This window comes from Enterobacter cloacae complex sp. 2022EL-00981, assembly GCF_028737495.1.
Lineage (GTDB): Bacteria > Pseudomonadota > Gammaproteobacteria > Enterobacterales > Enterobacteriaceae > Enterobacter > Enterobacter cloacae.
Map to the genome: position 1 here is coordinate 78,005 of NZ_JAQZRK010000012.1, position 25,046 is coordinate 103,050.

Sequence of the window (25,046 nt, forward strand, 5' to 3'; positions counted from 1 at the left end):
CTGTGCTCACCGAAGGATCTGATTCGATAACATTTAGTGATATGTTGAAAAAAGAGGCGTTTGACAAGCAAAAGTGATAAAGCATATGACTTTTACAAGTTAATTTAATGTTAATAAGTTGATCTCATATGGCGCTATATCATGTTTTTACCGCTTCGCTTGCGCGATTTATCGGTTCTGAGGATGAATTTAAGGTAAATATCTCTGTCAGCGAGGCCGATCGCTTATTTTTCACAGATAATGTAAGAAATAGTGTTTTCAGGCGGTAGATCGCAGGCGCTATTTTCAGTAGGTTATAGAAAGTTTGTTACTGTTTTATTTTCCGGGGTTACTCATTTGCCGCCGCTCTAAGGATGGCGAAATTTGATGCAACTGCGGGCATTTATCGATAAACCATCATCAAAAACCGATGGAAGGGAAAACTATGCGTATTGGGGTACCAAAAGAACGGTTTGCCAATGAAACCCGCGTAGCGGCGACACCAAAAACGGTGGAGCAACTGCTTAAACTGGGTTTTACCGTCGCCATTGAAAGCGGCGCGGGCAAACTGGCGAGTTTCGATGACGAGGCCTTTATTCAGGCTGGTGCGGACGTGGTGGACGGTGCTGAAGTCTGGCAATCACCCGTTATTCTGAAGGTGAATGCGCCGCAAGAGAGCGAGATTGAGCTGCTGAACCCGGGCACCACGCTGGTGAGTTTTATCTGGCCTGCCCAAAACCCAGAGCTGATGGAGAAGCTGGCGGCACGTGGCGTGACGGTAATGGCGATGGACTCCGTACCGCGTATTTCGCGCGCGCAGTCTCTGGATGCCCTGAGTTCAATGGCGAACATCGCCGGTTACCGTGCAATCGTCGAAGCCGCCCACGAATTCGGCCGTTTCTTTACCGGTCAGATCACGGCGGCAGGCAAAGTGCCGCCGGCAAAAGTGATGGTGATTGGTGCCGGTGTGGCAGGCCTGGCGGCTATCGGTGCGGCAAACAGCCTGGGCGCTATCGTCCGCGCGTTTGACACCCGCCCGGAAGTGAAGGAGCAGGTACAGAGTATGGGCGCCGAGTTCCTTGAGCTGGACTTCAAGGAAGAAGCGGGCAGCGGTGATGGTTATGCGAAGGTCATGTCCGAAGCCTTTATCAAAGCGGAAATGGAACTCTTTGCCGCGCAGGCAAAAGAGGTGGACATTATTGTCACCACCGCGCTGATCCCGGGTAAACCGGCACCGAAGCTGATCACCCGTGAGATGGTGGACGCCATGAAGCCGGGCAGCGTGATTGTCGACCTGGCCGCGCAAAACGGCGGTAACTGTGAATATACCGTGCCGAACCAGGTATCCACGACCGCCAACGGGGTGAAGGTGATTGGTTATACGGATCTGCCGGGCCGTCTGCCCACGCAGTCGTCCCAGCTGTACGGTACTAACCTCGTTAACCTGCTGAAACTGCTCTGCAAAGAGAAAGATGGCAACATCATCGTTGATTTTGACGATGTGGTTGTGCGCGGCGTGACCGTGGTGCGTGAAGGCGAAATCACCTGGCCTGCGCCACCAATTCAGGTTTCCGCCCAGCCTCAGGCTGCACCGAAAGCGGCGCCAGAACCCACAGAGCCTGCTAAACCGGCGTCTCCGTGGCGTAAATACGCGCTCATGGCGCTGGCGATTATTCTGTTTGGCTGGCTGGCCGATGTCGCGCCAAAAGAGTTCCTCGGCCACTTTACCGTCTTCGCGCTCTCCTGCGTGGTGGGTTACTACGTGGTCTGGAATGTCTCCCATGCACTACACACGCCATTGATGTCGGTCACTAACGCCATCTCCGGGATCATCGTGGTCGGGGCGTTACTGCAGATTGGTCACGGCGGCTGGATTAGCTTCCTGAGCTTTATCGCGGTGCTGATCGCCAGTATCAATATTTTCGGTGGTTTCACCGTGACTCAGCGCATGCTGAAAATGTTTCGTAAAGGCTAAGGGGTAGCATATGTCTGGAGGATTAGTAACAGCCGCATACATTGTTGCTGCAATCCTGTTTATTTTCAGTCTGGCGGGACTTTCCAAACACGAAACGTCTCAGCAGGGTAATAACTTTGGTATCGCCGGGATGGCGATTGCGCTGATTGCCACTATTTTCGGACCCGATACCGGCAACGTTGCCTGGATCCTGGTGGCGATGATCATCGGCGGGGCGATCGGTATTCGTCTGGCAAAACGCGTTGAAATGACCGAAATGCCGGAGCTGGTGGCGATCCTGCACAGCTTCGTCGGTCTGGCAGCGGTGCTGGTGGGCTTCAACAGCTATCTGTACCACGAACCGGGCATGGAGCCGATTCTGGTCAACATTCATCTGACCGAAGTGTTCCTGGGCATCTTCATCGGTGCAGTAACCTTCACCGGCTCGATTGTGGCGTTCGGTAAGCTGCGCGGTAAGATCTCCTCCAAACCGCTGATGCTGCCAAATCGTCATAAGCTGAATCTGGCGGCGCTGGTGGTCTCCTTTGTGCTGCTGGTGGTCTTTGTGCGTACCGAAAGCGTAGGTCTGCAGGTGCTGGCGTTACTGGTGATGACCATCATTGCGCTGGCGTTCGGCTGGCACCTGGTGGCCTCCATCGGTGGGGCAGATATGCCGGTTGTGGTGTCGATGCTGAACTCCTACTCCGGTTGGGCGGCGGCAGCGGCTGGCTTTATGCTGAGCAACGACCTGTTGATTGTCACCGGTGCGCTGGTGGGCTCTTCCGGTGCGATCCTGTCCTACATCATGTGTAAGGCGATGAACCGCTCATTCATCAGCGTTATCGCCGGTGGTTTTGGCTCTGACGGCTCCTCGACCGGTTCTGACGAAGAAGTGGGCGAGCACCGTGAGATCAGCGCAGAAGATACGGCAGAGATGCTGAAAAACTCGCACTCGGTCATTATCACCCCAGGCTATGGCATGGCGGTGGCGCAGGCGCAGTATCCGGTTGCTGAAATCACCGAGAAGTTGCGCGCGCGCGGCATCAAGGTGCGCTTTGGCATCCACCCGGTAGCGGGGCGTCTGCCAGGCCACATGAACGTGCTGCTGGCAGAAGCGAAAGTGCCTTACGACATCGTGCTGGAGATGGACGAGATCAACGATGATTTCGCCGACACCGACACCGTGCTGGTCATTGGCGCCAACGACACCGTTAACCCGGCGGCGCAGGACGATCCACGCAGCCCAATCGCCGGGATGCCGGTTCTGGAAGTGTGGAAGGCGCAGAACGTGATTGTCTTCAAACGTTCCATGAACACCGGCTACGCTGGCGTTCAGAACCCGCTGTTCTTCAAAGAGAACACCCACATGCTGTTTGGCGATGCCAAAGCCAGTGTGGATGCGATCCTGAAAGCACTGTAATTCGCGTTCTCCTCAAAAACCGCTCTTCGGGGCGGTTTTCTTATTTCTGCGGTCAGCGTTTCTCCTCTGTCTATACTTTATCCTTTGTGTACTACGAGGAGGTGAAATGCAATTTTTGTCCCGCTTCGACATCCTGGAGCTGATGATGACGCCGACATTCTGGGTAAACGTCGCCACGGTTATCGTTGTGACGCTGCTGGTCTACTGGCTTCTGACGCGCCTGATCGCATTCGTTAAGAGAGGGATCACAACCTGGGGAGATAAGCACCCAACCACAAACAGGATGCGTTTTATCCTGACCGATATGCTTAACCGCACCAGTCGCTTCCTGCTTTTTGTCGTGGCGCTGCTCATCAGCTTGCGTTTTGTTGATTTACCCGACCGGCTCTTTAGCACCGTAAGCCACGCCTGGTTCCTGGTCTTCGCGATACAGGTGGCGCTCTGGCTGGATCAGGGCGTGGTGTCGTGGCTGCGACACGTTATGCTGGCCCCCGGCAGCCATAAAAATCCGGTTACCCTGGTGATCACCGGCCTTATCCTTCGCGCTATCGTCTGGTCTGTGATGCTGCTGTCAATTCTCGCTAACGCGGGCGTCAACATCACCGCGCTGGTGGCAAGCCTGGGGGTAGGGGGGATTGCTATCGCCCTCGCCGTACAAACCATTCTGAGCGACGTCTTCGCTTCGCTTTCTATCGGCTTTGATAAACCGTTTGAAATTGGTGATTTCGTGGTGTTCAACGACGTGGCGGGAACGGTGGAACACATAGGCTTAAAAACGACCCGTATTCGTAGCCTGAGCGGGGAGCAGATCGTTTGCGGTAACGCCATTTTGCTTCAGCAGACGCTCCACAACTATAAACGTATGCAGACCCGTCGCATCGTCTTCACGTTTGGCGTCGCCAGCGACACGCCGCCTGAAAAGCTGCGCTATGTGGGGGATATGGTCAGGCAGATCATCACCGATGTGGGTGAGACAAAGTTCGATCGCGCCCATTTCCTTGGGTTTGACCGTGACCGCCTGACGTTTGAAGTGGTTCATATTGTCAATACGGCGGATTACAACAAATACATGGATATCCAGCAGGAGATCAATATCCGTATTCTCGAAGGGCTGAACGCCAAGGAGATTAAGCTGGCGCTGCCCAGCATGGTGTTGCACGCACCGTGGATGCAGGATCGATCAACTGAAGAGACACAGACAGCAATCGAGAGCTGATAAGAAAAGCCCGCCGGGGAGGCGGGCGAGTAGACTGACGTTAATCGTCTTCCGGGTCATCCAGTTCAACCGGTGTCTGGTACTCATCCGGCTTAATGACCAGCAGGTCGCAGCGCAGATGGTCAATCACCTGTTCCGCGGTATTGCCCAGGAACGCGGCAGAAATACCGGTCCGTCCGATGGTGCCCAGCACCACAATCCCTGCCTGCAGATGTTCGGCTAAATCGGGGATCACCTCTTCAGGCAACCCTTTCTCGACATGCGTCATGTTCTCATCAATGCTGAACTTCTGGCGCAACGCTTTCATGGCCAGCAGGTGCTGTCCGCGGATCGCGTCGTTATATACGCTCGGGTCAAATTCAGGCAGTTCGATGGCAATATTGATAGGGGTAACCGGGTAAGCGCCGACCAGATGCACTTCGGTGTGGTTAACCTGCTCGGCAAGCAGCAGCGTCTCTTTGACCAGCTTTTCATTCAGCGAATTGTGATAATCCTCTTCGCTTGCCAGGTTTACTGCCACGACGGCTTTGCCGCCTTCAGGCCACGGCTGATCTTTCACCATCCAGACCGGGCACGGGCATTTACGCAGTAAGTGCCAGTCTGTCGGCGTGAAGATCACGGATTCCAGTTTGTCGTGCTGGTGCGCCATTTTCAGCAGCAGATCGTGCCCACCGGCGACCACCTCCTGGATAATCGCTTCAAAGGGGCGGTTATGCCAGACCACTTTAATATCGATAGGCACACCCGCTTCAAGGTAGTACTTCGCCTGTTCGCGGATCCACGCGGTACGTTGGCTGATCACTCCCTGACGCATAGCGGTACGCTCGTCAGGCGACAGAAGGGTGGTCATCTCATACGAGAAGTCATAGATCGGCAAAAACGCTTTGATTTTGCCACCAATCCGTTGATGTAAATACACAGCACGTCGTAATGCCGGCTGATCGTCCTGATTAGGATCGATAGCTACCAGCATGTTTTGATACTTTGCCATACAGGTCTCCTTACTACTGTCACCACAGTCTGTAATTAAAAGAGTAACCTATATATCCTGAATGAAACAGAGGTAAGGTTTTGCCAGATCAATAATTCATGAAAATATCTCAGAAGAATAGCACCGTCGTTGTCACCGCGATAAACGCGATCAACAGCAGCACCATCACCACGATGGCAAACGTGGTGGAGTCCTGAACGTAGGTTTTTTCCTCTCCCTTCATTGGGCCGACAAGCATGATCCAGATGAAAAGGAAGGTCACGGAGGCAATAACAACTGAAACGAAAAATAAACTTTCTCTCAATTTAACCTCAACGAGAACCTTTCAGGAGCGGGGGATGTCTGTCGCAGGGGCGGGAAATGGTGTGCTTACCTGCCAGACCAATAAATCATAAAAATTTATCGGCCTGGCATCAATCATTCGTGGGGTTTATGCCACGTTGCGGGCGTGGCCGGCAAGAACAGCCAGCGCTTCACCGTTTTCGATGGTGATGTATTTACCTTTAACAGCCAGCATGCCGCTTTTCTGGAAACGGCCCAGCAGACGGCTGATGGTTTCCACGGTCAGGCCCAGGTAGTTACCAATATCGCCACGGGTCATGGTGAGACGGAACTCACGTGGAGAGAAACCACGTTCGGCGAAACGGCGGGAGAGGTTATAGATAAATGCAGCCAGGCGCTCTTCCGCATTCTTTTTGGACAGTAGCAGGATCATGTCCTGATCGCCTTTGATCTCACCGCTCATCAGACGCATCATCTGCTGACGCAGGTTTGGCATTTTGCCTGACAAATCGTCCAGCGTTTCAAACGGGATTTCGCAGACCATTGAGGTTTCCAGCGCCTGCGCAAAGCTCGGGTGATGGCCAGTACCGATGGCGTCAAAGCCGACCAGATCGCCTGCCAGATGGAAGCCGGTGATCTGCTCATCACCCTGTTCGGTGATGGTATAGCTTTTGATGGTGCCAGAACGGATAGCATAGAGCGATTTCAGTTCGTCTCCCGCTTTAAACAGCGTCTGCCCTTTCTGAATAGGCTTTTTGCGCTCGATGATGTTATCAAGCTGGTCAAGCTCATGCTCATTCAGGGTAAACGGGATACAGAGCTGGCTGATGCTGCAATCCTGGCAATGGATAGCACAACCGCCAGACTGAATGCGTCGTATAATTCGCTTTTCTGGGATCATAGGTTTGCTCAAGCCTTAATTGATATTGGTCAATTTTAACATCTTTTTGGTAAGTACGTAAGCCTGGCAAACCATCAATAAGGACAAGAGACGGCAACGTGTTGCCATCTTCTTGAAATTCCACAGCTTGATTATGGATTTTTAGCCTAACCGGTAGAAAATTAAGCACAAAAAGCCTGGGAACTACAGCAAAAGATACCCTTCGTGACGCAGTAACCACTCCTTGCGCTGCACACCGCCGGCATAGCCGGTCATGGTGCCGTTGCGGCCGATCACACGATGGCAGGGCACCACGATACTCACGGGGTTAGAACCGTTCGCGGCACCCACCGCCCGCGCCGCGCCCGCGCGGCCTAACTGTTCTGCGAGCTGGCCGTAGTGCATAACCTGACCACACGGAATATCGCGTAGCGCCTGCCAGACTTCACGCTGGAATGGCGTACCGGCCGTGGCGGTTGGCAGGTCATTGATGATGCTGAGATCGCCCTCGAAGTACGCCGCCAGCTTGTCGCTCAGCCCACCTGGATTGGTGGCACTGATACGCTCAAAACCCTGGGCGCGGTAATGGATGTTGAGCAGCTCTTCCATGCGATCGCTGTGCTCTTCCCATTCCACGGCACGCAGATGGAACTGCTCGTCGGCGATAACCCACAGCGGCCCAAGCGGCGTTGCAATTTTATCTTCGAGTAATCTCAGCATCCTCTTTCCTTTAATTCAGCCTCGGGTAGATACCCGGTCCTATCGGCAGGCCGACAAGATACCATGCCACCAGCATCACCAGCCATACCCCTAAAAAGATAAGCGGATAGGGTAAAACCAGCGAATAGTAGGTACCCAGCTTCGCCTCCGGTTTATAGCGCTGCAGGAAGCCCAAAAACAGCGGTACGAATGGCGAAACCGGCGCCAGCGGGATCACCGAGGAGTCGGCGATACGGAACAGGATCTGCGCAAAGGCCGGATGGAAGCCCAGCATCATAAACATCGGCACGAAAATGGGGGCCAGAATCGACCAGATGGCGGATCCGCTGGCGATAAACATGCACAGCAGTGACGACAGCAGCGCCAGACCCACAAACGCCGGGACGCCGCTTAACCCGGCGGCTTCCAGCGCATCGGTCAGGCCAACGGCCATAAATTTGCCCATGTTGCTCCAGTTAAACATGGCGACGAACTGGGCCAGCGGGAAGACCATCACGATAAAGCCCGCCATCTCCTTCATCGGCTCAATCATCAGCTGCGGCAGATCGGCCTGGCGGCGGATTTTGCCAGTGGCGATGCCATACGCGAGCGACACGACAAAGAAAAACAGAATGATCAGCGGCACAATGCCCTGAATAAACGGCGAGGGCAGGACGGTATGTTTCACCGGGTCGCGCAGGATACCGTTCTCCGGCACTACCATCAGCGCCACCATCGCGATAAATACCAGCGAGACTATCCCGGCGACGCGCAGGCCAAAGCGTTGCTCTTTGCTCAGCGTTTCCAGCTTTTCGTCACTACGGCCTTCCCATTTCCCTAACCGCGGCTCGATGATCTTATCGGTAATCAGCCCGCCAACAAGCGTCAGGACGATGACCGAACTGGCCATAAAGTACCAGTTGTCGATCACGCTGACGTGCATGGCCGCATCGATTGTTTTCGCCGCCTCGGTGCTAATCCCCGAAAGCAGGACATCGGTGGTGACGATCAGCAGATTGGCAGTGAAACCGCATCCCACACCGGCAATTGCCGACAACAGACCCGCCACGGGGTGACGCCCGACGGCAAGGAAGATCAGCGCCCCCATCGGCGGCATGATTACCAGCGCGGCATCAGAAGAGATGTGGCTGAAAAACGCGATAAACAGCACCATATAGCTGGCGTAGCGTGCGCTGACGTGAGAAGCCATTTTCACCATCAGCGCGGGGAGCAGGCCAACGCGCTCAGCCAGTCCGGCCCCCAGCACCAGCGCCAGAATGGCGCCCAGCGGCGCAAAACCGCTGAAGTTTTTAATCACATTCGGTAAAAACCAGTGCAACCCTTCAATGCTCAGCAGGTTCTTTACGCTTACCATGCTGCCATCGGCCGGGCTGCGCACGCTCACCCCTAAGGCGGACAGCACGGCTGTCGCCACCATCAAAACCACGATCAACCAGATAAAAAGCAGGAAAGGGTGTGGCACTTTATTGCCGATCCTTTCAACCCAGCCATAGAGCTTACCGGATGGGGAATGCGAAGGTATGGATGACATACTCATGGGCGTTCCTCGGGACTGTTGTGTTGTTGTGTTGTATTGTGTTTTTTATTTTAAAGGTGACGGTGTCACGCCCGCAGGGATCGGACACACGTACGGTTTTTCTTGTGTTTGTTGTTCGAACTCTTCACGACATTTTTTCAGCAGGTCTGCGTCCTGCAGCAGATGTAGCGCGGTGGCACCCATCACTTTCCCGGCCAGCAGCATGCCTTTATGGGCAATGGACGTTCGCCCCTGAGCCACCAGTTGCCAGGTGTGCAGCGGCGTGCCGACGGTAAAGCAGGGGCTGAAACACTGGGCGACGGGCATCTTCCAGCTAACATCACCCACGTCCGTGGAGCCAGCCAGCACGTTATCGGTGATAGCGTAAGGCGCGACCTCGTCCACCAGCAGGGTCTCCTGGTGGCGGCGGGCAAAGGCTTTACCTTCGTTCCCCCCGGTTGCAGCAATGTTTCTGAGGCTGTTTTGCAGATCGTTTGCCGTCAGGGTGGCGCGGATCTCCCGGGCAAAGGCGCGTTCTTCCTCCGTCCAGGCTGGCGTGCCGTAATGTTGCAGGGCGCGATACATCGCCGCTTCGAGCGTTCGGTTTGGCAGGTAGCTGGAGCAGGCTTTATCAAAGCGACACTCGACGGTGGTTTCGGTCATCAACGCCGCACCCTGAGCGATCTTCTCAATGCGCGCGTAGATTTGCTGCGCGTCGGCCATCTCCGGGGCGCGGATCAGGTACAACACTTCGGCCTGCGCCTGCACCACGTTGGGGGAGATGCCGCCGGTATCGGTTATGGCGTAATGGACGCGTGCTTTCTCGATGATATGTTCGTTGAGGAAGTTGGTGCCGGTGGTCATCAGCGTCACCGCATCCAGCGCGCTGCGCCCCAGATGCGGCGAGTTTGCCGCATGCGCCGCCACGCCCTTAAAGCGCCAGGCGGCCTGGATATTGGCCAGCGTACTGACGTTAAACATGCCGGCAAACGCTTCCGGGTGCCAGGTGACCGCGGCGTCAACGTCGTCAAACAAGCCCTCACGGACCATAAACGTTTTACCGGAACCGCCTTCTTCGCCGGGACAACCGTAAAAACGCACGGTTCCACTCCCGCCGTGCTGCTCCAGCCAGCTTTTCACCGCAACGGCACCTGCAAACGCCGCGGTGCCGAGCAGGTTATGCCCGCAGCCGTGGCCGTTAGCACCGGGCGTGGTGGCGTGTGCCGTCGCGCAGTGTGCCTGCTGGCTTAATCCGGCCAGCGCGTCATATTCGCCGAGCAGGGCAATCACCGGTTTACCGCTACCGAAGCTGGCGATAAAGGCATTCGGAATGCCGCCAGCCTCACGGGTCAGGGTGAAGCCTTCCGCTTCCAGCGCGCTGGCCAGCCGCTCTGCGGACCAGAACTCTTCAAAGCGGGTTTCCGGGTGATCCCAGATTTCGTCGGCAATGTCGGTGAACGCCTGACATCGCGTGTCGATTGCATCGGCAATAAAAGCGTAGTTCTCCTGCATTACACACCTCGCGTCCAGGGGAAATTCAGCGCAGTGCGCGCCAGCGTTTCGATAGCGACGGTCATGACGCGCTCATCAAAGTCGAATTTTTCATTGTGATGTCCGGCGCTCAAATCGGTGCCAAACACCATGTAGGAGGCCATGCCGCCGTTTTCTTGCACCCGGGCCATCATCAGCGTGGCGTCTTCGGAACCGGCCGGGGCTTTAACCTTATCAATGGCCTGTTCCACACCGGGCACCTGGCTTGCCTGCTGGCACAGATAATCCACCCAGGCAGGTGTCGGAGCGCTGGCGGTGGCAGCCCCCATCAGGCGCATCTCAGCCGTCACGCCGTAGAGCGCGGCGGCACCGGTAATGACGGATTGCGCGCGTTCGAATACATACTGATTGATCGCCTCGCTCTCGCCACGGGTTTCGACCTTAAGCAGGGCATGGGCGGGTACCACGTTGCGTCCGCTGCCGGCCTGCATCACTCCCACATTCACCCGGGAAGCCCCTTCGCTGTGTGGCGCAATGCTGTGCAGCGCGAGCGCGGCCTGGGCGGCGGCGAGCAGGGCGTTACGGCCTTCTTCCGGTTTACCGCCTGCGTGTGCGGCAACGCCGGTAAACGTCGCGTCAAACTTGGTTGTCGCCATAAAGTTATCGCTGCCGCAGATCACCGTCCCGGCAGGCACCCCGGTACCAATGTGAATGGCGGTGAAATAGTCCACCCCGTCCAGTGCCCCGGCGGCCACCATGGCGCGTGCGCCGCGAGTGCCTTCTTCGGCAGGCTGGAAGATCAGCCTGATGGTGCCGTTCAGCTGCGCTTTGTTGTGCATGAGCACGTGCGCCAGCCCAAGGCCAATCGTGGTGTGGCCGTCGTGCGCGCAGGCGTGCATCATGCCCGGATTGCAGGAGGCAAAGCCGTCGCGGAACGGGCGGTGGCTGTCGTCGAGCGCTTCGCTCAGGTCGAGAGCGTCCATGTCCACGCGAAACGCCAGCGTCGGGCCGGGACGGCCGGTGTTAAGCGTGGCAACCAGGCCGGTGAAGCCGCCTTCAAACGGCGCGAGCCATTTTTCGGGCGCGCCCTGCGCACGGGCGCGGGCAAATTCTCGTGTCAGAGTGGCGTTATCCGGCAACCCCATACGGCTTTCGGCATCCACCACGTCGCGGCCCATTGCCAGGTCATAACCCAGGCTATCCAGGGTCTCCGCGACCTTCGCGGCAGTCCGAAATTCCACCCAGCCGGATTCGGCAAAATGGTGAAAATCGCGACGCCATGCGCTCAGTTGCGGGGCTAAGGTTTGGATGTACTGTGCCAGTGAGTCCATATCTGTTCCTGTCATCATTAAAATATGTGAACTGCTTCACGCTGTGATAGTTTTTACTTATCACTAACCGATTTTTCACAGTTTTAACCGTTCAGGAATTACCCTCGCACATCCCTTTCCATTAAAGTAGATGACAGTTTCTTTACTCTGATAAACAACGGTTATCGGTCGGGCTATGTCATTTCAGATTAAATTTCATCAAATTCGGGCGTTCGTTGAAGTGGCGCGTCAGGGCAGCATTCGCGGCGCCAGCAGGACGCTGAATCTTTCGCAACCGGCGTTGACCAAATCGATCAAAGAGCTGGAGGAGGGCATGGCGGCGCAGCTCTTTGTGCGCCGAAGCAAAGGCGTGGCGTTAACCGAGTGTGGCGAAGGCTTCTATCAGCGCGCCAGGCTGATTCTGGAAGAGCTGCGCGCGGCGCAGGATGACATTCGCCAGCGGCAGGGCGAGCTGGCCGGGCAGATCAATATCGGGATGGGGGCGAGTATTTCGCGAAGCCTTATGCCTGCGGTTATCACCCGCTTTCATGCGCAGCATCCGCAGGTTAAGGTGCGAATTATGGAAGGGCAGCTGGTATCGATGATCAATGAATTACGCCAGGGCGAACTGGACTTCACCATCAATACCTATTATCAGGGTCCTTACGATCATGAATTTACGTTTGAAAAGCTATTAGAAAAACCGTTTGCCGTATTTTGCCGGGAGGGGCATCCGGCGACGGGAGCAACCTCCATTAACGATCTGCTGCATTATAACTGGACCATGCCAACGCCCCGGGGAAGTTATTATAAGCAGTTAGAGGATGTATTTAGCCATCGCTCGCAAATACCCCGCATTGGCGTGGTCTGCGAAACATTTTCGTCGTGTATCAGCCTTGTCGCACAAAGCGATTTTTTAAGCATATTGCCGCAGGAGCTGGGCTGTGACCCCCTGTTGGCGGGGCGTCTGGTTATGCTGCCGGTTGTCGAATCACTTCCAAAAGCGACGTATTATTTAATTCAGCGTCGGGATTCGCGCCAGACCCCGCTTACGGAGTCGTTAATTACGCAGTTCAGACGCGAGGCGCGGGCAATCGTCTCTGCGTGAAACGTCATCCATAAAAAACAGGGCCTGTCCGACATCAGACAGACCCATCAGTACACACAGCAGTGCATCCCTTCGCATATCCTGGATGTTATATCCATGAGGCAGGTTAATTAAGTTATAACAGCTTTCTCTCAAAATGAAAGGCGGTTGAGTGTTTGATTTTATGGATGTTTAAGCCAAATTGCATGTTTTATTTACGCTGAAGTTTGAGTTAAGTGATGTTTAATTTTCCCCCGGCTGTCGATTGATATTCATCAGCTTGCTTTCAGCGCCACCCTACCCGGGGGAACGGCTGTTGAGGCACACCCCCCGCGAAGGTATAGTACAGGCTCAGATGTAGCCGGAGGATTTCCATGAACCCTGACGACAAATCACTGTTTCTTGACGCCATGGAGGATGTCCAGCCCCTGAAGCGCTGCGCAGATATTCACTGGCAGCCGAGCCGCAACACGCGGGCGCGCCAGGAGATTGATACCGAGCAGCTGGATAACTTCCTCACCCTGGGCTTTCTGGAACTTCTGCCCCTGGATGAGCCGCTGGCATTTCAGCGTGAAGGGATACAACAGGGCGTAATGGATAAGCTGCGCTCGGGGAAATACTCTCGCGAGGCCAGCCTGAACCTGTTACGTCAGCCCGCCGAGCGTTGCCGCCAGATGCTGTACGCCTTTATTCGCCAGGCTGGACGCGACGGATTACGCAATCTGATTATCATTCATGGAAAAGGGCGCGAACAGAATGCTCATCCCAACGTGATACGTAGCTATCTGGCGCGCTGGTTAACAGAGTTTGAGGAAGTGCAGGCCTTCTGCGTGGCGCTGCCGCATCACGGCGGCAGCGGGGCCTGTTATGTTTCACTGCGAAAATCCAACGACGCGAAACAGGAGAACTGGGAACGGCACGCCAAGCGCAGCCGTTAACGGGATTAGCGCGGGCGAGGTGCTCGCCCGCGCTGAACTCAGAAGGTTTCCCAGTTGCTGTCGGTGGCGGTGCCTGCCGTGGCCGGGCGCAACAGCTGTGGTGTTTTCACATGCGTTGTACGGGGCGCGGTGGCCTGTTGTTTACCGTTCAGACGAAATGCCGCCACCGCCTGGCGCAGCTGTTCGGACTGATCTTCCAGCGCCGCTGCCGCCGTGGCGGACTGCTGCACCAGCGCGGCGTTTTGCTGGGTGACTCTGTCCATCTGCGAAACGGCCAGGCTCACCTGCTCAATACCGCGACTCTGCTCATCGGACGCAGATGAAATCTCGCCCATGATATCGGTCACGCGGGTGACCGCCGCCACAATTTCCTTCATCGTTGCACCGGCTTCGCTGACCTGTTCAGAGCCGGTATTCACGCGGCTGACAGAGTTCTCGATAAGGCCCTTGATCTCTTTTGCCGCCTGCGCGCTGCGGCTCGCCAGGGTACGTACTTCCCCGGCAACCACCGCAAAGCCACGGCCCTGTTCCCCGGCGCGTGCGGCTTCTACCGCGGCATTCAGTGCCAGAATGTTGGTCTGGAAGGCAATGCTGTCAATCACGCCGGTGATGTGGGCAATTTGCTGCGAACTGTCGGCAATTTCCGTCATCGTGCGGACAACGTTATCCACCACATGACCGCCGCGCGCCGCTGTCTCAGACGCGTTTTTCGCCAGCAGGGTCGCCTGACGGGCGTTGTCGGAGTTCTGTTTCACCGTGGCGGTCAGCTCTTCCATGCTGGCTGCGGTCTCTTCCAGCGAGGCGGCCTGTTCTTCCGTACGGGCGGAAAGATCGTTGCTCCCGGCGGCAATTTCGCCTGCGCCGGTGTAGATGGAGTCGGTACTGCCGCGTACGGCGCTGACCGTGGTGACCAGAGATTGCTGCATCTCATGCAGACCGGCCGCCAGCTGGCCCATCTCATTGCGGCCAGAGAGGGTAATATCCTGCGTCAGGTCGCCCGCCGCAATGGTACGAATATGGTTCATAATGGTTTGCAGCGGTTTTAACAGCAGGTGCTGTAAACCCTGCCAGATCACCACCAGCACGGCGATAACGGCCAGGAATATAGCCGCCAGCGTCCACTGCATCTGGGTAAAGCTGCTCTGGTTCTCTTCGGCCGCGGCTTTCAGCAGCGTGTTGTTTTCGGCGCGCCAGCGGTTATAGACCGCTTCCATATCGTCCTGTGCCTGCTGCGCATCCAGATCGCCATAGGCCTGATAGTTGTCGGCACGCAGATACTCAATCGACAGACGCATCACTTCGTGCATCTGGTTCCAGGATTTCAGCATCTCGTCGGTTAGCGCCGCACTCTGGCCGTTAACCTGCGGCAGGGCCTGCCACTGTTTGTTATAGGCTTCTGCTTTAGCCAGAGAGTTACCCGCGGTGCCAAGCAGTTTGTTGATCGCCTCAAGGGACGCCGGATCGCGCTGATTTTTCAGATAGCGGATGGCCACGCGCGTCACGGTAACGCGCGTTTTGATGAGGGTGTTAACGCTGTCGCTCAGGCTCTCCTGCTGGGCATTAAGCACCCCGGAGTTCTGGAAGTTATGGCGATCGTTGCTGACGGCAGAGTAGAACAACCCTCCCGTGACAACTTGTAGCAGGCAGAATATGGTGAGAGCAAAGATAATACCGGTAATCACGTGCAGATTTTTCAGCATAGCGGTCGTCCGTAAGAAAGTGCAGGGGTACACAAATACTATCGTCGTCTAAAATTTAAACTTTAATTTAACTCGCGCTTAACTATGGGTTCTGGTCGGGAACCTGTTGTAAATCCGGATCTTTTTTATGAGGAAGGTGAACATGAGCAGCATCGATAAAAGCGGGACATACGCGCTGGGCACACGCACGGTTAAACGGCTGGGTTACGGCGCAATGCAGCTGGCCGGGCCGGGCGTTTTTGGGCCACCGAAGGACAAAAATGCCGCGCTGGAGGTGCTCCGGGAAGCCGTGGCGGCGGGCGTGAATCATATCGATACCAGCGATTTTTATGGTCCGCATGTGACTAACCAGCTGATCCGCGAGGCGCTGCATCCGTACCGGGACGATCTTACCCTCGTCACCAAAATCGGTGCGCGACGCGATGATAAAGGCGCCTGGCTGCCGGCCTTTTCCGCCCAGGAGCTGACCCAGGCGGTACACGACAACCTGCGCAATCTGCAGCTGGATGTGCTGGACGTGGTGAACCTGCGGATTATGTTTAGCGCACACGGACCGGCGGAAGGCTCGATCGCTGAACCGCTGTCGACCCTGGCAGAGCTACAGCAGCAAGGGCTGGTGCGACATATTGGTCTGAGCAATGTCACCGCCACGCAGGTTGCCGAGGCGCAGAAGATGGTGCCCGTGGTGTGTGTGCAAAACATGTACAACATCGTGAACCGTAGTGACGATGCGCTGCTGGATTCGCTTGCGCAGCAGGGGATTGCTTATGTGCCGTTCTTCCCGCTGGGCGGTTTTACGCCGCTGCAATCTTCCGGGCTGCAGGCGGTGGCGGACGACCTGGGGGCGACACCGATGCAGGTTGCGCTGGCCTGGCTGCTGCAACGTTCTCCGAACATTCTGCTGATCCCGGGAACCTCTTCCGTGGCGCATCTGCGGCAAAACCTCGCGGCAGGGGAGCTGGTGTTACCGCCCGACGCGCTGGCTACGCTAAATGCGCTGGTGTAACCACGTATAAACAGAGCCCGGAGGGATCCAGGCTTTGTTATTTAACGATCGGCAGATCGGAATAGCGCGTGGTGTAGCAGGGCGACAGCATATCCCGCTTCATCGCCCAGGATTTCACCGCCCCCTGGCCCGCAAACCACACAGACCCCCGGCCTGAACGGTTAAGGCGGTCGATAACCTGCATCAGGGCTGTACTGTCTGGCCGCGGTGGGTGTTCATCGAACAGGCTAAGTTGCGCCACGCCCTGACTAAAAAAGTCACTGAGCATGACGCCCGCTTTCATATAGCGATGTCCCTCTTTCCAGATTCGGTTTAATGACTCGATAGCTACCCTGATAATATCCCGCGTATCGTTGGTGGGGATCGTCAGCTTGCCGGAGGCCTGGTTACCATAAAAAACCTCGTCCTCTGCATGCGGGCTGGTGCGAATAAAGACGCTGATATAGCAGCAAAACTGTTTCTCTTCGCGCAGCTTCTCGGCGGCGCGTTCGGCATAGGCGCAGATCGCCTGGTGCATATCGTCATACCGGGTGATACGGCTGCCGAAGGAGCGGCTGCAGATGATTTGTTGCTTTGTTGGCGAAAACTCTTCCAGCGCCAGACACGGTTCACCGCGTAACTCGCGGGCGGTTCTTTCCAGCACGACATTGAAGTGTTTACGGATCACCCAGCTTGAACATTCCGCCAGATGCAGGGCAGACTCGATCCCCATCAGATTCAGTTTTTTGCTGATCCTGCGCCCGACGCCCCACACTTCGCTGACCGGTACCAGTGACAGCAGTTTACGCTGACGATCGATATTCGATAAATCCACCACGCCATTGGTTTTCTTCCAGGTTTTGGCGGCGTGGTTAGCCAGCTTAGCTAAGGTTTTGGTGGGCGCAATGCCCACCCCGACCAGCAGGCCGGTCTCTTTGTACAGGCGCTGGCGGATTTCCTGCCCGAACGCCTCCAGACTCATGCAGTGGCTGATGCCCGTCAGATCCAGAAAGGCTTCATCAATCGAGTAGATCTCCACTCTCGGGGCCATCTCTTCAAGGATGGTCATCACCCGGCGGCTCATATCCGCATACAGCGCATAATTGGAGCTAAAGACGTGTACCTTCTGGCGTCTCAGTTCATCCTTCAGCTTGAAGTAGGGACCGGCCATGCCGATCCCCAATGCTTTTGCTTCTGCTGAACGTGAAATGATACAGCCGTCGTTATTTGAAACGACCACCACGGGTTTCCCCTTAAGGTCGGGCCGAAACGCCGTCTCGCAGGAGGTGTAAAAACTGTTTACGTCAACGAGCGCGAACATGGCGGTTAGCTTTCAGGGTAAACGTCACAACGCCGAAGATCTCCAGCTCGTCTTCTGCGGCAAAAACGACCGGTGCGTAGTCAGGATTATGGGGGATGAGCTGAAGACGCGGATGCGTTTGCAGCTCCTTCACGGTAAATTCGCCCGCGACCGCCGCAATCACAATATCGCCATGAACGGCGTTTAACGAACGGTCAACCACCAGCAGGTCACCATGGCTGATGCCTGCGCCGATCATCGAATCACCGCTCACCCTGACAAAATAGGTCGCGCTGGGGTGTTTGATCACCAGCTTGTTCAGATCAAGGCTATCCTCGACATAATCCTGAGCAGGGCTGGGGAAGCCACAGGGCACCCGCTCCATAAACAACGGAAGCAATAGCGTGGCATCAGGCCCCAAAGGAGAGATCAACTGCATAATGGTTAACTCATATTACTGTGTTTATATACAGTATTCATGATTAACCAGAACGATCAAGAGACGGGAGGGGAATTTTCCGGAACTCGTTGAAAGTCGAAAATTTTTAGTTCAACAAGGCGCGCTGGCGAGTATGCATTCTGGAATGTTTAATTTTTCTTAATTATTTCAGGCAGTAGCTGTTCTATGGCCCCCACAACGCTTCTGACCCTGTGTGGAATAAAGCGAGCGTCCGGATAAACCGCATAGAGAAAGCGGTCGGGTAACCGCCACGCGGGGAGTACCTGCACCAGCGTGCCGGTTTGCAACGCCCGTGCCGCGAGCGGTAGCTGCATACCGCCAATACCCATGCCTGCCTCCAGCGCCTGTAACAGGGCGTTGCTGGTATTGGCGCGGAAAACGGTATTCACTGCAATATCAATCGTTTCGTCATCAGAAACCAGGCGTAAGTGAGCGTCCAGCGGGATGCCGCTGAATCGCACGTGGGGAAGCGCCGCCAGCGCGTACACGGACTCGACCGGCGGGAATGACGGGGCGGCAAAGAGCGGCGTTTCAATGCGTGCCAGTACGCGTGCGGCATGGGTTTGCGGAGGCTCCGCGCTCAGCCGAAGCGCCACATCCACCCCTTCGGTGACCAGATCGGCGATGCGGTCATCAAGCGAAACCTGCAGATGTAATTCAGGATTCATGCGCTGTAGCGTCAGCAGGCGCGGCAACACGATCTGGCCCAGGCCGCTCGGCAACTGCACATGTACGGCCCCCTGATATTGATGCTCAACCGGGTTCAGGCGTCGCTCTGCTTCCTGCATGGCCTCCAGCACAAGCTGCATATCCCGCCGGTAACGCTCACCCTGCGCGGTGAGCTTCATCCTGCGCGTTGTACGATGCAGCAATACCACACCGAGCTCTTCCTCAAGGGCGGCGATCTGCTGGCTGACGGCGGACTGCTTGATCCCGGCCAGGCGAGCGGCAGCGGAAAAGGAGCCCGCTTCGGCGACGCGCAGAAAGGTGGAAATGGCGTTGAGCTTGTTATTCATTTCGTGATTCTGCTTATAAATGCCATCGGATTCGGGGGATATATCAGGAAAAAATAATAGATCACACTGTGTCTGTCACCCCTTTCGGAGAAACACCATGAATACGACGCAGCAACACAGGGTCGCGCTGGTCGCTGGCGCCAGCGGGATTGTTGGCAACCAGCTGGTCAAAACGCTTTTGCGCCATCAGTGGGAGGTCATTGGCCTGAGCCGCCAGGCGGTATCTTACCCTGAAGGCATTGCGATGGTTAATGTTGATTTACTGGATGCGCAGGACAGCGCGCGGGCACTGTCATCGCTCAGCGGGATCACTCATGTGTTTTACAGCGCCTGGGTTAATGCCGCGAACTGGACAGAGATGGTTGAACCGAACGTCACCATGCTGCGCCATCTGGTCAGTAACCTCGAAAACACGGCCCCCCTTGAGACGGTCAGCCTGATGCAGGGCTACAAAGTCTACGGCGCGCATCTTGGCCCGTTCAAAACCCCGGCACGTGAAAGCGATCCCGGCGTACCGGGCGCGGAGTTTAATGCGGCCCAGCTCAGGTGGCTTAGCGATTTTCAACGGGGAAAAGCGTGGCACTGGAGCGCCATCCGGCCGGGCGTGGTGGGCAGCACGGTGCCGGGTAACGCCATGAATCTTGCCCTGAGCATCGCGCTGTACGCATCGCTGTGTAAGGCGCTGAATTTACCGCTGCGTTTTCCCGGCGCCGAACAGACCTGGCACAGCATTGTTGATCATACAGACGGTGAATTGCTGGCAGAGGCGACCGTGTGGGCCGCCACGTCGCCGGTAGCAGAGAACCAGGCATTCAATGTGAATAACGGTGACATCTGGCGCTGGAGCGAGCTGTGGCCACGCATTGCACACTGGTTTGAACTGGAGTCTGCACCCCCGGTCCGGCTCTCATTTCAGCAGCTGTTTACGGACTACCGCGCGGTATGGCGCGAACTCGCCGCAGCTCGCGGGCTGGTGGAAAGCGATATTTTGCAGCTGAACGACGGACAGTTTGCCGATTTCGTGTTTGGCTGGGATTACGATATGTTTGGCGATGGCAGCAAGCTGCGTCGGGCCGGATTCACCGCCATGCGGGCCACCGACGAGATGTTTTTCAGCCTGTTCGCGCAGCTCAGGGCGGCACGCATTATTCCCTGACAGGGGGGATGTTGTTCTCAGGAACGAACCCGTTATACTCGCTCATGACTGTGATCAACGGGATTGGTGAATATGCGGGAAGCAATCAGCGTTTTATTAATGGCTCTGCCGGTTATTGAGTTATGTCTGGTGATTTCGAACGCGGTACCCGCCAGCCCGTCACAAATCGCGACGATGCACCTCCAGCGCATTGATCAGACCTTCGGCCTCCTGGCAACGAAGGAGGACGCCAGATCCTGCTGGGCAATATGCTGAAGACCATCACCGCAAATGGCATAAAGACACAGCAACTGGCGGAAGAGGATATTGCTGAGGTCCTGAGAACCCATTTTGCGCTGACGGCCGCGTAACGGATCGGGGGACAATTTCGCTTTCAGCACAGACCGGGTTCTATACGCTGTGCCGGTTGCGTAAACCGTCCCCCCACTGTAATAACAGACTGAACGACGCGGGCAGTACCGTGAGTGTGACCAGCGTCGCGACCAGCAACCCTCCGATAATGGCATACGCCATAGGTCCCCAGAATACCTGGTGCGAGATGGGGATCATGCCCAGAATGGCGGCACAGGCGGTCAGACAGATAGGTCTGGCCCGGTGCTCTGCGGCTGCGATAATGGCGGCATCGTTCGTCATCCCCAGAGCCAGATTGCTGTCAGCTTCGCCGAGCAGGATCACCGCGTTACGAATGATCATGCCCGCCAGCGCGATCACGCCCAGCAGGGCGACGAACCCCATCGGTGTTCCGCCCGGCAGCATCGCCAGAACGATGCCCGGTAAGCCAAACGGGGCCATGAACAGGGCCAGAAACATCCGGGAATAGCGTCGTAGCTGAAGCATCAGCAATAACAACATAATGACCAGCGTCACCGGAAGAACGGTAAAGACAGAGCGGTTTCCTTTATCGGATTCCGCAACCGCGCCGCCTTCCTCAATACTGTAGCCCGCAGGCAAACGGGCACGCAGTTTATCCACTGCCGGGCGCAGCGCGGCGGAGACGACCTCGGCTCTGAGTCCCGGCGCAAGGTCAGTTTGCACGGTGATAAACGGCAGGCGCTGACGACGCCAGACAACCGGATCGTCCACACCCCAGACCGGCGTTGCGACAGCACTGAGCGGAATTTTTTTGCCATCGTTCCCCTCAACGGTCAGTGACGACAGTGTGGCCAGATTAAGACGTTCACTGACTCTGGCGCGGAGCACCACATCCACCAGCCGGTCATTATCCCGTATTGAGGTCACGACGCTGCCGGACCAGACCGTATTCAGCGTCCGGGCCAGACTTTCTGACGACACGCCCGCAGCCCGGGCTGCCGTCTGATTCACCTCAAGGGTAATCACTCTCTCCGGTTCACCGGCGGTCTGGTTGACTTCACGTGAGAGCGGTGACTGGCCAATCACGTCCGTCAGGTGATTCGCCAGCGCCCGAACCTTCACATAGTCCGGCCCGCTAACCCGGTATTTGATTGGCCAGCCGACCGGGGGGCCGAGCTCCAGGGGCGATACGCGTGTGATGATGTCGCTAAATTGCGTCGCCAGTATCTTGTTCAGCTGTGCGTGCAGACGGTCGCGGGCGGCGAGGTTTTTCGCGACCACCACCAACTGGGCACTGTTTTCATTCTCCAGCTGCACATCCATTGGCAGATAAAAACGGATGGCGCCCGATCCCACGTATGTTGAGTAATGATCGATATTGCTATTGCCTGCCAGCGCCTTCTCCAGCTTTTCGGCCTCTCTTTGCGTTTCCGGCTGTGAGGCGTTGGCCGGAAGCGTCAGGCTCACCAGCAGCTCTGGTCTGTCGGAAGCGGGAAAAAACTCGCCTTGCATAAACGTCGTCCCGTACAGGGACAAACCCAGTGCGGCAAGGGCACAAAGCACGGTGGTGAGTCGGTGGCGCAATACCTTACGCAGCAGCCAGTGATACCCGCGTGCGAGCCGCCCCGGGCCGGAGGCATGATGCCTGACGTTCTCCGGCAGCAGCCATGTTCCGGTCAGCGGTGAAAACAGGATCGCGACCACCCATGAACACAGCAGGGCAATCAGCACGACCGCAAACAGAGAAAAGCAGTATTCACCCGCGCTGGATGCCGCAAAGCCGACCGGAATAAATCCGGCGATCATCACCAGTGTGCCGGTGAGCATCGGGAATGCCGTCGTGGTGAACGCCCGGGTTGCCGCTTGCCGACGGGAATCGCCAGCCTCCAGACGAGAAACCATGGTTTCCACGGTGATCATGGCGTCATCCACCAGCAGACCCAGCGCAATAATCAGTGCCCCGAGCGAGATGCGCTGCAGGCCAATCCCGGCCAGCATCATTCCGGCGAAGGTCATGGCCAGAACCAGCGGGATTGCCGCAGCCACAACCAGCCCCGCCCGTAGCCCCAGAGAGACAAATGAAACGGCCAGGACGATAACCACCGCTTCAATAAGAACCCTGATAAAACCCCTCACCGCGTCACTGACTACCGCGGATTGATCGGCGACCTTCACCATCTCGATACCGTGCGGCAGCCCGGCGCTGAGGGCGGCCACTCTTTGATTCAACGCGGCGCCAAAGCGCAGCATATTGCCTGTCGGCGCCATTGAAATCGCCAGCCCGATAGCCGGTTTTCCGTTAACCCGGAACGCCGGTGAGGGCGGTTCGGCGCTTTTCCGGGTGAGGGTGGCAATGTCAGTCAGGGGGATATAACGATTGTTAATATGCAGCGTGACCGCGCGTAAACTCTCCTCTGAGGTGAGCGCACCGCTGACGTGGAGTGCGATGTTCTCCTGCCCCGTGCGTATGATGCCCGCCGGGACGACTGCATTCTGCGCCCTGAGCGCCTCCGCCACCTGCTGAATATTCAGACCCATCCCCGCCAGACGGGCCGGGGAAAAGGCCAGAACCATCTGTTCCTGCTGTTCACCCAGCAGGGTGGTTTTGCCGATATCCGGCAGGGACATCAGTTCCCGACGCAGTGTCTCCACCCGATCCCGAACCTCCCGCAGGGTATAGCCTTCGGGGATGAAGCCATAAATTGTGCCGAACGTGTCGTCAAATTCGTCGTTGACATCAGGGCCCTGAACGCCTTCTGGCAGAGACGGAGCGATATCCTGCATTTTCTTCCGCACCTGGTACCAGATATCCGGCACCGTTTGCGGCGGCGTATCATCGCGCAGGTTGACATGAATAACGGTGCGTCCTGCCCGGGTTTCGCTTTCGATATAATCAAGCCAGGGGATCTCCTGTAACTTTTTCTCAAGCGTATCCGTCAGCAGGCGAGTCGTGTCCGCTACCGATGCCCCCGGCCATTGCGCGGAGACCACGGCCGTTTTGATGGTAAACGCCGGATCTTCGTTGCGCGGCAGGCGCTCGTAACAGAACACGCCCATCGCCATCACCAGCAGCATAAAGAAACTGACCATCTGCTGATTTTTAAGCGCCCAGGCGGAGAGGTTAAATGTCTCTTTTGTGCTTCTCATGTTCATGGCTGCTCCTCCCCGGCAATCACCTGTTCTCCTGAGCGTAATTTGCTCACGCCAGCCGTAATCACCCTGTCACCGGGCGCAAGACCGGAGGCGATGATGACGGAGGAGGCCGTGTAACGTGCAGGCACAACCACGCGCAGTTGCGCCTGAGATTGCCGGTTGATTACAAACACAGCGGGCTTGTCTGCGTAACGACTCAGTGCCGACGCAGGAAGGACGTAACCGCACGCGGCACTGGAGGGCAGGGTTACGGTGACGCTGGCACCCAGTGCCATGGCGGCGGGCGGGTTGTTCAGGGTGGCTCTGACCCGCCAGGTACGGGTCAGGGGATCGGCCTGAGGCGTGATATCGCGTAACACCGCTGAAGCATTGACCGTCGGGTCGCTGAGCAAGGCGACGCGGAAATCAGCCTTATCTGGTGAGGGGATCTCATCAGGCGCGGCAACATCAAACACCACATCGCGGGCTTCACCGGTCGCCAGCGTCAGCACCGACTGGCCTGCGCTGACAATCTGGCCCGCAGAGGCGCTAACCGCGGTAATGATGCCTTCCTTCGGCGAGAGAAGGCGGGTCCAGCCCAGGCTTTCCCGGGCGTTGCGCAGTGCCGCCTCGCTACTTTTCAGACGCGCGCTGGCGACAAGCCAGTCTGCACGGGCTGTGTCGAGTTGTGTGCGGGCTATAGCGCCGGTGGACATCAGCGTTTGCATTCTGTTGACGTTGAGCGCGGCAATCTGCGCTGAGGCTTTGGCACCCTCATAGTCAGCGGTGGCCGCGTCGAGCTGATTTTGTCCGGTGGTATTGTCGAGGGTCGCCAGCAGTTGCCCGGCGGTAACCCGATCGCCAATATCGACGACGCGCGTGAGGATCCTGCCCCCGGTACGGAAACTCAGCGTCGTCTCATCATGGGCATGGATCTCACCGGTTCTTTCCAGTGCTGGCAGCGTTTTCGCTGAACCCACCACACTGTAGCGTACCGCCCGCACGGGGGGCGGCGTGTTTTCGTGTTTATCGCCGCAACCGGTTAGCGGGAAGATAGCCAGGGCAAGTATCACCAGGGGAATAAAGTGTAGCCAGGAAAGGGTGCGCGCCACGCTGTATACATGATCCAGGCTGTGGCGGAGGGAGAGAATGAATTCGTCTGACATAACGCCGCTCCAGAAAAGGGATGGCGTTATTTAAT

General features: G+C 56.7%; 21 protein-coding genes. 7 read left to right on the forward strand and 14 right to left on the reverse strand.

What is annotated here, in order from left to right; all coding sequences use genetic code 11:
• Positions 1-424 precede the first annotated feature (424 nt).
• The 3 genes from pntA (at position 425) to PUZ33_RS12605 (ending at position 4,569) form a co-directional block, all read left to right on the forward strand.
• The gene (gene pntA, locus PUZ33_RS12595; RefSeq protein WP_058680630.1) at positions 425-1,954 is read left to right on the forward strand and encodes a Re/Si-specific NAD(P)(+) transhydrogenase subunit alpha; all 1,530 of its coding nucleotides are present in this window, start codon (positions 425-427) and stop codon (positions 1,952-1,954) included.
• A 10-nt stretch (positions 1,955-1,964) separates the two neighbouring features.
• Positions 1,965-3,353, forward strand: a complete 1,389-nt coding sequence (gene pntB / locus PUZ33_RS12600) for a Re/Si-specific NAD(P)(+) transhydrogenase subunit beta (RefSeq protein ID WP_013096868.1) — start codon at positions 1,965-1,967, stop codon at positions 3,351-3,353.
• Positions 3,354-3,459: 106 nt separating this feature from the next.
• Positions 3,460-4,569: a mechanosensitive ion channel family protein gene (locus PUZ33_RS12605; protein ID WP_058680629.1), complete on the forward strand. Its 1,110-nt coding sequence runs from the start codon at positions 3,460-3,462 to the stop codon at positions 4,567-4,569.
• A gap of 40 nt (positions 4,570-4,609) precedes the next feature.
• On the opposite strand, the gene uspE is transcribed toward PUZ33_RS12605, so the two are convergent.
• The 7 genes from uspE to PUZ33_RS12640 form a co-directional block, all read right to left on the reverse strand.
• On the reverse strand, positions 4,610-5,560 hold the full coding sequence (gene uspE / locus PUZ33_RS12610) for a universal stress protein UspE (RefSeq protein WP_013096866.1): 951 nt from the start codon (positions 5,558-5,560) through the stop codon (positions 4,610-4,612).
• A gap of 109 nt (positions 5,561-5,669) precedes the next feature.
• Complete coding sequence (locus PUZ33_RS12615; protein WP_255309974.1) at positions 5,670-5,798, reverse strand: hypothetical protein; 129 nt, start codon at positions 5,796-5,798, stop codon at positions 5,670-5,672.
• Between the two features lie 192 nt (positions 5,799-5,990).
• Entirely contained in the window at positions 5,991-6,743 is a 753-nt protein-coding gene (gene fnr / locus PUZ33_RS12620) for a fumarate/nitrate reduction transcriptional regulator Fnr (RefSeq protein WP_006174991.1), read from the reverse strand.
• A gap of 183 nt (positions 6,744-6,926) precedes the next feature.
• Positions 6,927-7,442, reverse strand: coding sequence for a methylated-DNA--[protein]-cysteine S-methyltransferase (gene ogt, locus PUZ33_RS12625; RefSeq protein ID WP_013096864.1), 516 nt, complete (start codon positions 7,440-7,442; stop codon positions 6,927-6,929).
• A gap of 10 nt (positions 7,443-7,452) precedes the next feature.
• Positions 7,453-8,979, reverse strand: coding sequence for a p-aminobenzoyl-glutamate transporter (gene abgT, locus PUZ33_RS12630; protein ID WP_020688271.1), 1,527 nt, complete (start codon positions 8,977-8,979; stop codon positions 7,453-7,455).
• A 45-nt stretch (positions 8,980-9,024) separates the two neighbouring features.
• Positions 9,025-10,470: a M20 family metallopeptidase gene (locus tag PUZ33_RS12635; RefSeq protein WP_058680628.1), complete on the reverse strand. Its 1,446-nt coding sequence runs from the start codon at positions 10,468-10,470 to the stop codon at positions 9,025-9,027.
• Positions 10,470-11,780 carry a M20 family metallo-hydrolase gene (locus PUZ33_RS12640; RefSeq protein WP_252107693.1) on the reverse strand — a complete coding sequence of 437 codons (1,311 nt, stop codon included), beginning with the start codon at positions 11,778-11,780 and terminating at the stop codon, positions 10,470-10,472. Before PUZ33_RS12640 ends, PUZ33_RS12635 begins: the two co-directional genes overlap by 1 nt.
• 175 nt (positions 11,781-11,955) lie before the next feature.
• Between PUZ33_RS12640 and PUZ33_RS12645 the strand changes: the two genes are divergently transcribed.
• Together PUZ33_RS12645 and smrA are read left to right on the forward strand one after the other, a co-directional pair.
• Positions 11,956-12,867: a LysR family transcriptional regulator gene (locus PUZ33_RS12645; RefSeq protein WP_020688268.1), complete on the forward strand. Its 912-nt coding sequence runs from the start codon at positions 11,956-11,958 to the stop codon at positions 12,865-12,867.
• Between the two features lie 353 nt (positions 12,868-13,220).
• Positions 13,221-13,784: a DNA endonuclease SmrA gene (gene smrA / locus PUZ33_RS12650; RefSeq protein WP_013096859.1), complete on the forward strand. Its 564-nt coding sequence runs from the start codon at positions 13,221-13,223 to the stop codon at positions 13,782-13,784.
• A gap of 38 nt (positions 13,785-13,822) precedes the next feature.
• On the opposite strand, the gene tcp is transcribed toward smrA, so the two are convergent.
• Complete coding sequence (gene tcp / locus PUZ33_RS12655) at positions 13,823-15,484, reverse strand: methyl-accepting chemotaxis citrate transducer (protein WP_252107692.1); 1,662 nt, start codon at positions 15,482-15,484, stop codon at positions 13,823-13,825.
• A 142-nt stretch (positions 15,485-15,626) separates the two neighbouring features.
• On the opposite strand from tcp, the gene PUZ33_RS12660 reads away from it, so the two are divergent.
• Positions 15,627-16,490, forward strand: a complete 864-nt coding sequence (locus tag PUZ33_RS12660) for an aldo/keto reductase family oxidoreductase (RefSeq protein WP_058680626.1) — start codon at positions 15,627-15,629, stop codon at positions 16,488-16,490.
• Positions 16,491-16,527: 37 nt separating this feature from the next.
• Here PUZ33_RS12660 and umuC read toward each other — a convergent pair whose 3' ends face one another.
• The 3 genes from umuC to PUZ33_RS12675 all read right to left on the reverse strand — a co-directional run bounded on the left by umuC (position 16,528) and on the right by PUZ33_RS12675 (position 19,245).
• Entirely contained in the window at positions 16,528-17,790 is a 1,263-nt protein-coding gene (gene umuC / locus PUZ33_RS12665) for a translesion error-prone DNA polymerase V subunit UmuC (protein ID WP_058680625.1), read from the reverse strand.
• On the reverse strand, positions 17,774-18,208 hold the full coding sequence (gene umuD, locus PUZ33_RS12670; protein ID WP_029882790.1) for a translesion error-prone DNA polymerase V autoproteolytic subunit: 435 nt from the start codon (positions 18,206-18,208) through the stop codon (positions 17,774-17,776). Before umuD ends, umuC begins: the two co-directional genes overlap by 17 nt.
• A gap of 149 nt (positions 18,209-18,357) precedes the next feature.
• A complete protein-coding gene (locus PUZ33_RS12675; RefSeq protein WP_058680624.1) occupies positions 18,358-19,245 on the reverse strand; it encodes a LysR family transcriptional regulator in 888 nt (295 codons plus the stop codon).
• 97 nt (positions 19,246-19,342) lie between these two features.
• On the opposite strand from PUZ33_RS12675, the gene PUZ33_RS12680 reads away from it, so the two are divergent.
• Positions 19,343-20,401 carry an SDR family oxidoreductase gene (locus PUZ33_RS12680; protein ID WP_058680623.1) on the forward strand — a complete coding sequence of 353 codons (1,059 nt, stop codon included), beginning with the start codon at positions 19,343-19,345 and terminating at the stop codon, positions 20,399-20,401.
• A 194-nt stretch (positions 20,402-20,595) separates the two neighbouring features.
• Here PUZ33_RS12680 and PUZ33_RS12685 read toward each other — a convergent pair whose 3' ends face one another.
• Genes PUZ33_RS12685 through PUZ33_RS12695 form a run of 3 tightly spaced genes read right to left on the reverse strand, consistent with a single transcriptional unit; the run spans position 20,596 to position 25,011 of the window.
• The gene (locus tag PUZ33_RS12685; protein ID WP_154606845.1) at positions 20,596-20,781 is read right to left on the reverse strand and encodes a hypothetical protein; all 186 of its coding nucleotides are present in this window, start codon (positions 20,779-20,781) and stop codon (positions 20,596-20,598) included.
• Positions 20,782-20,791: 10 nt separating this feature from the next.
• Positions 20,792-23,866: an efflux RND transporter permease subunit gene (locus PUZ33_RS12690; protein WP_252107691.1), complete on the reverse strand. Its 3,075-nt coding sequence runs from the start codon at positions 23,864-23,866 to the stop codon at positions 20,792-20,794.
• A complete protein-coding gene (locus PUZ33_RS12695; RefSeq protein WP_058680620.1) occupies positions 23,863-25,011 on the reverse strand; it encodes an efflux RND transporter periplasmic adaptor subunit in 1,149 nt (382 codons plus the stop codon). Before PUZ33_RS12695 ends, PUZ33_RS12690 begins: the two co-directional genes overlap by 4 nt.
• Positions 25,012-25,046: the final 35 nt, after the last annotated feature.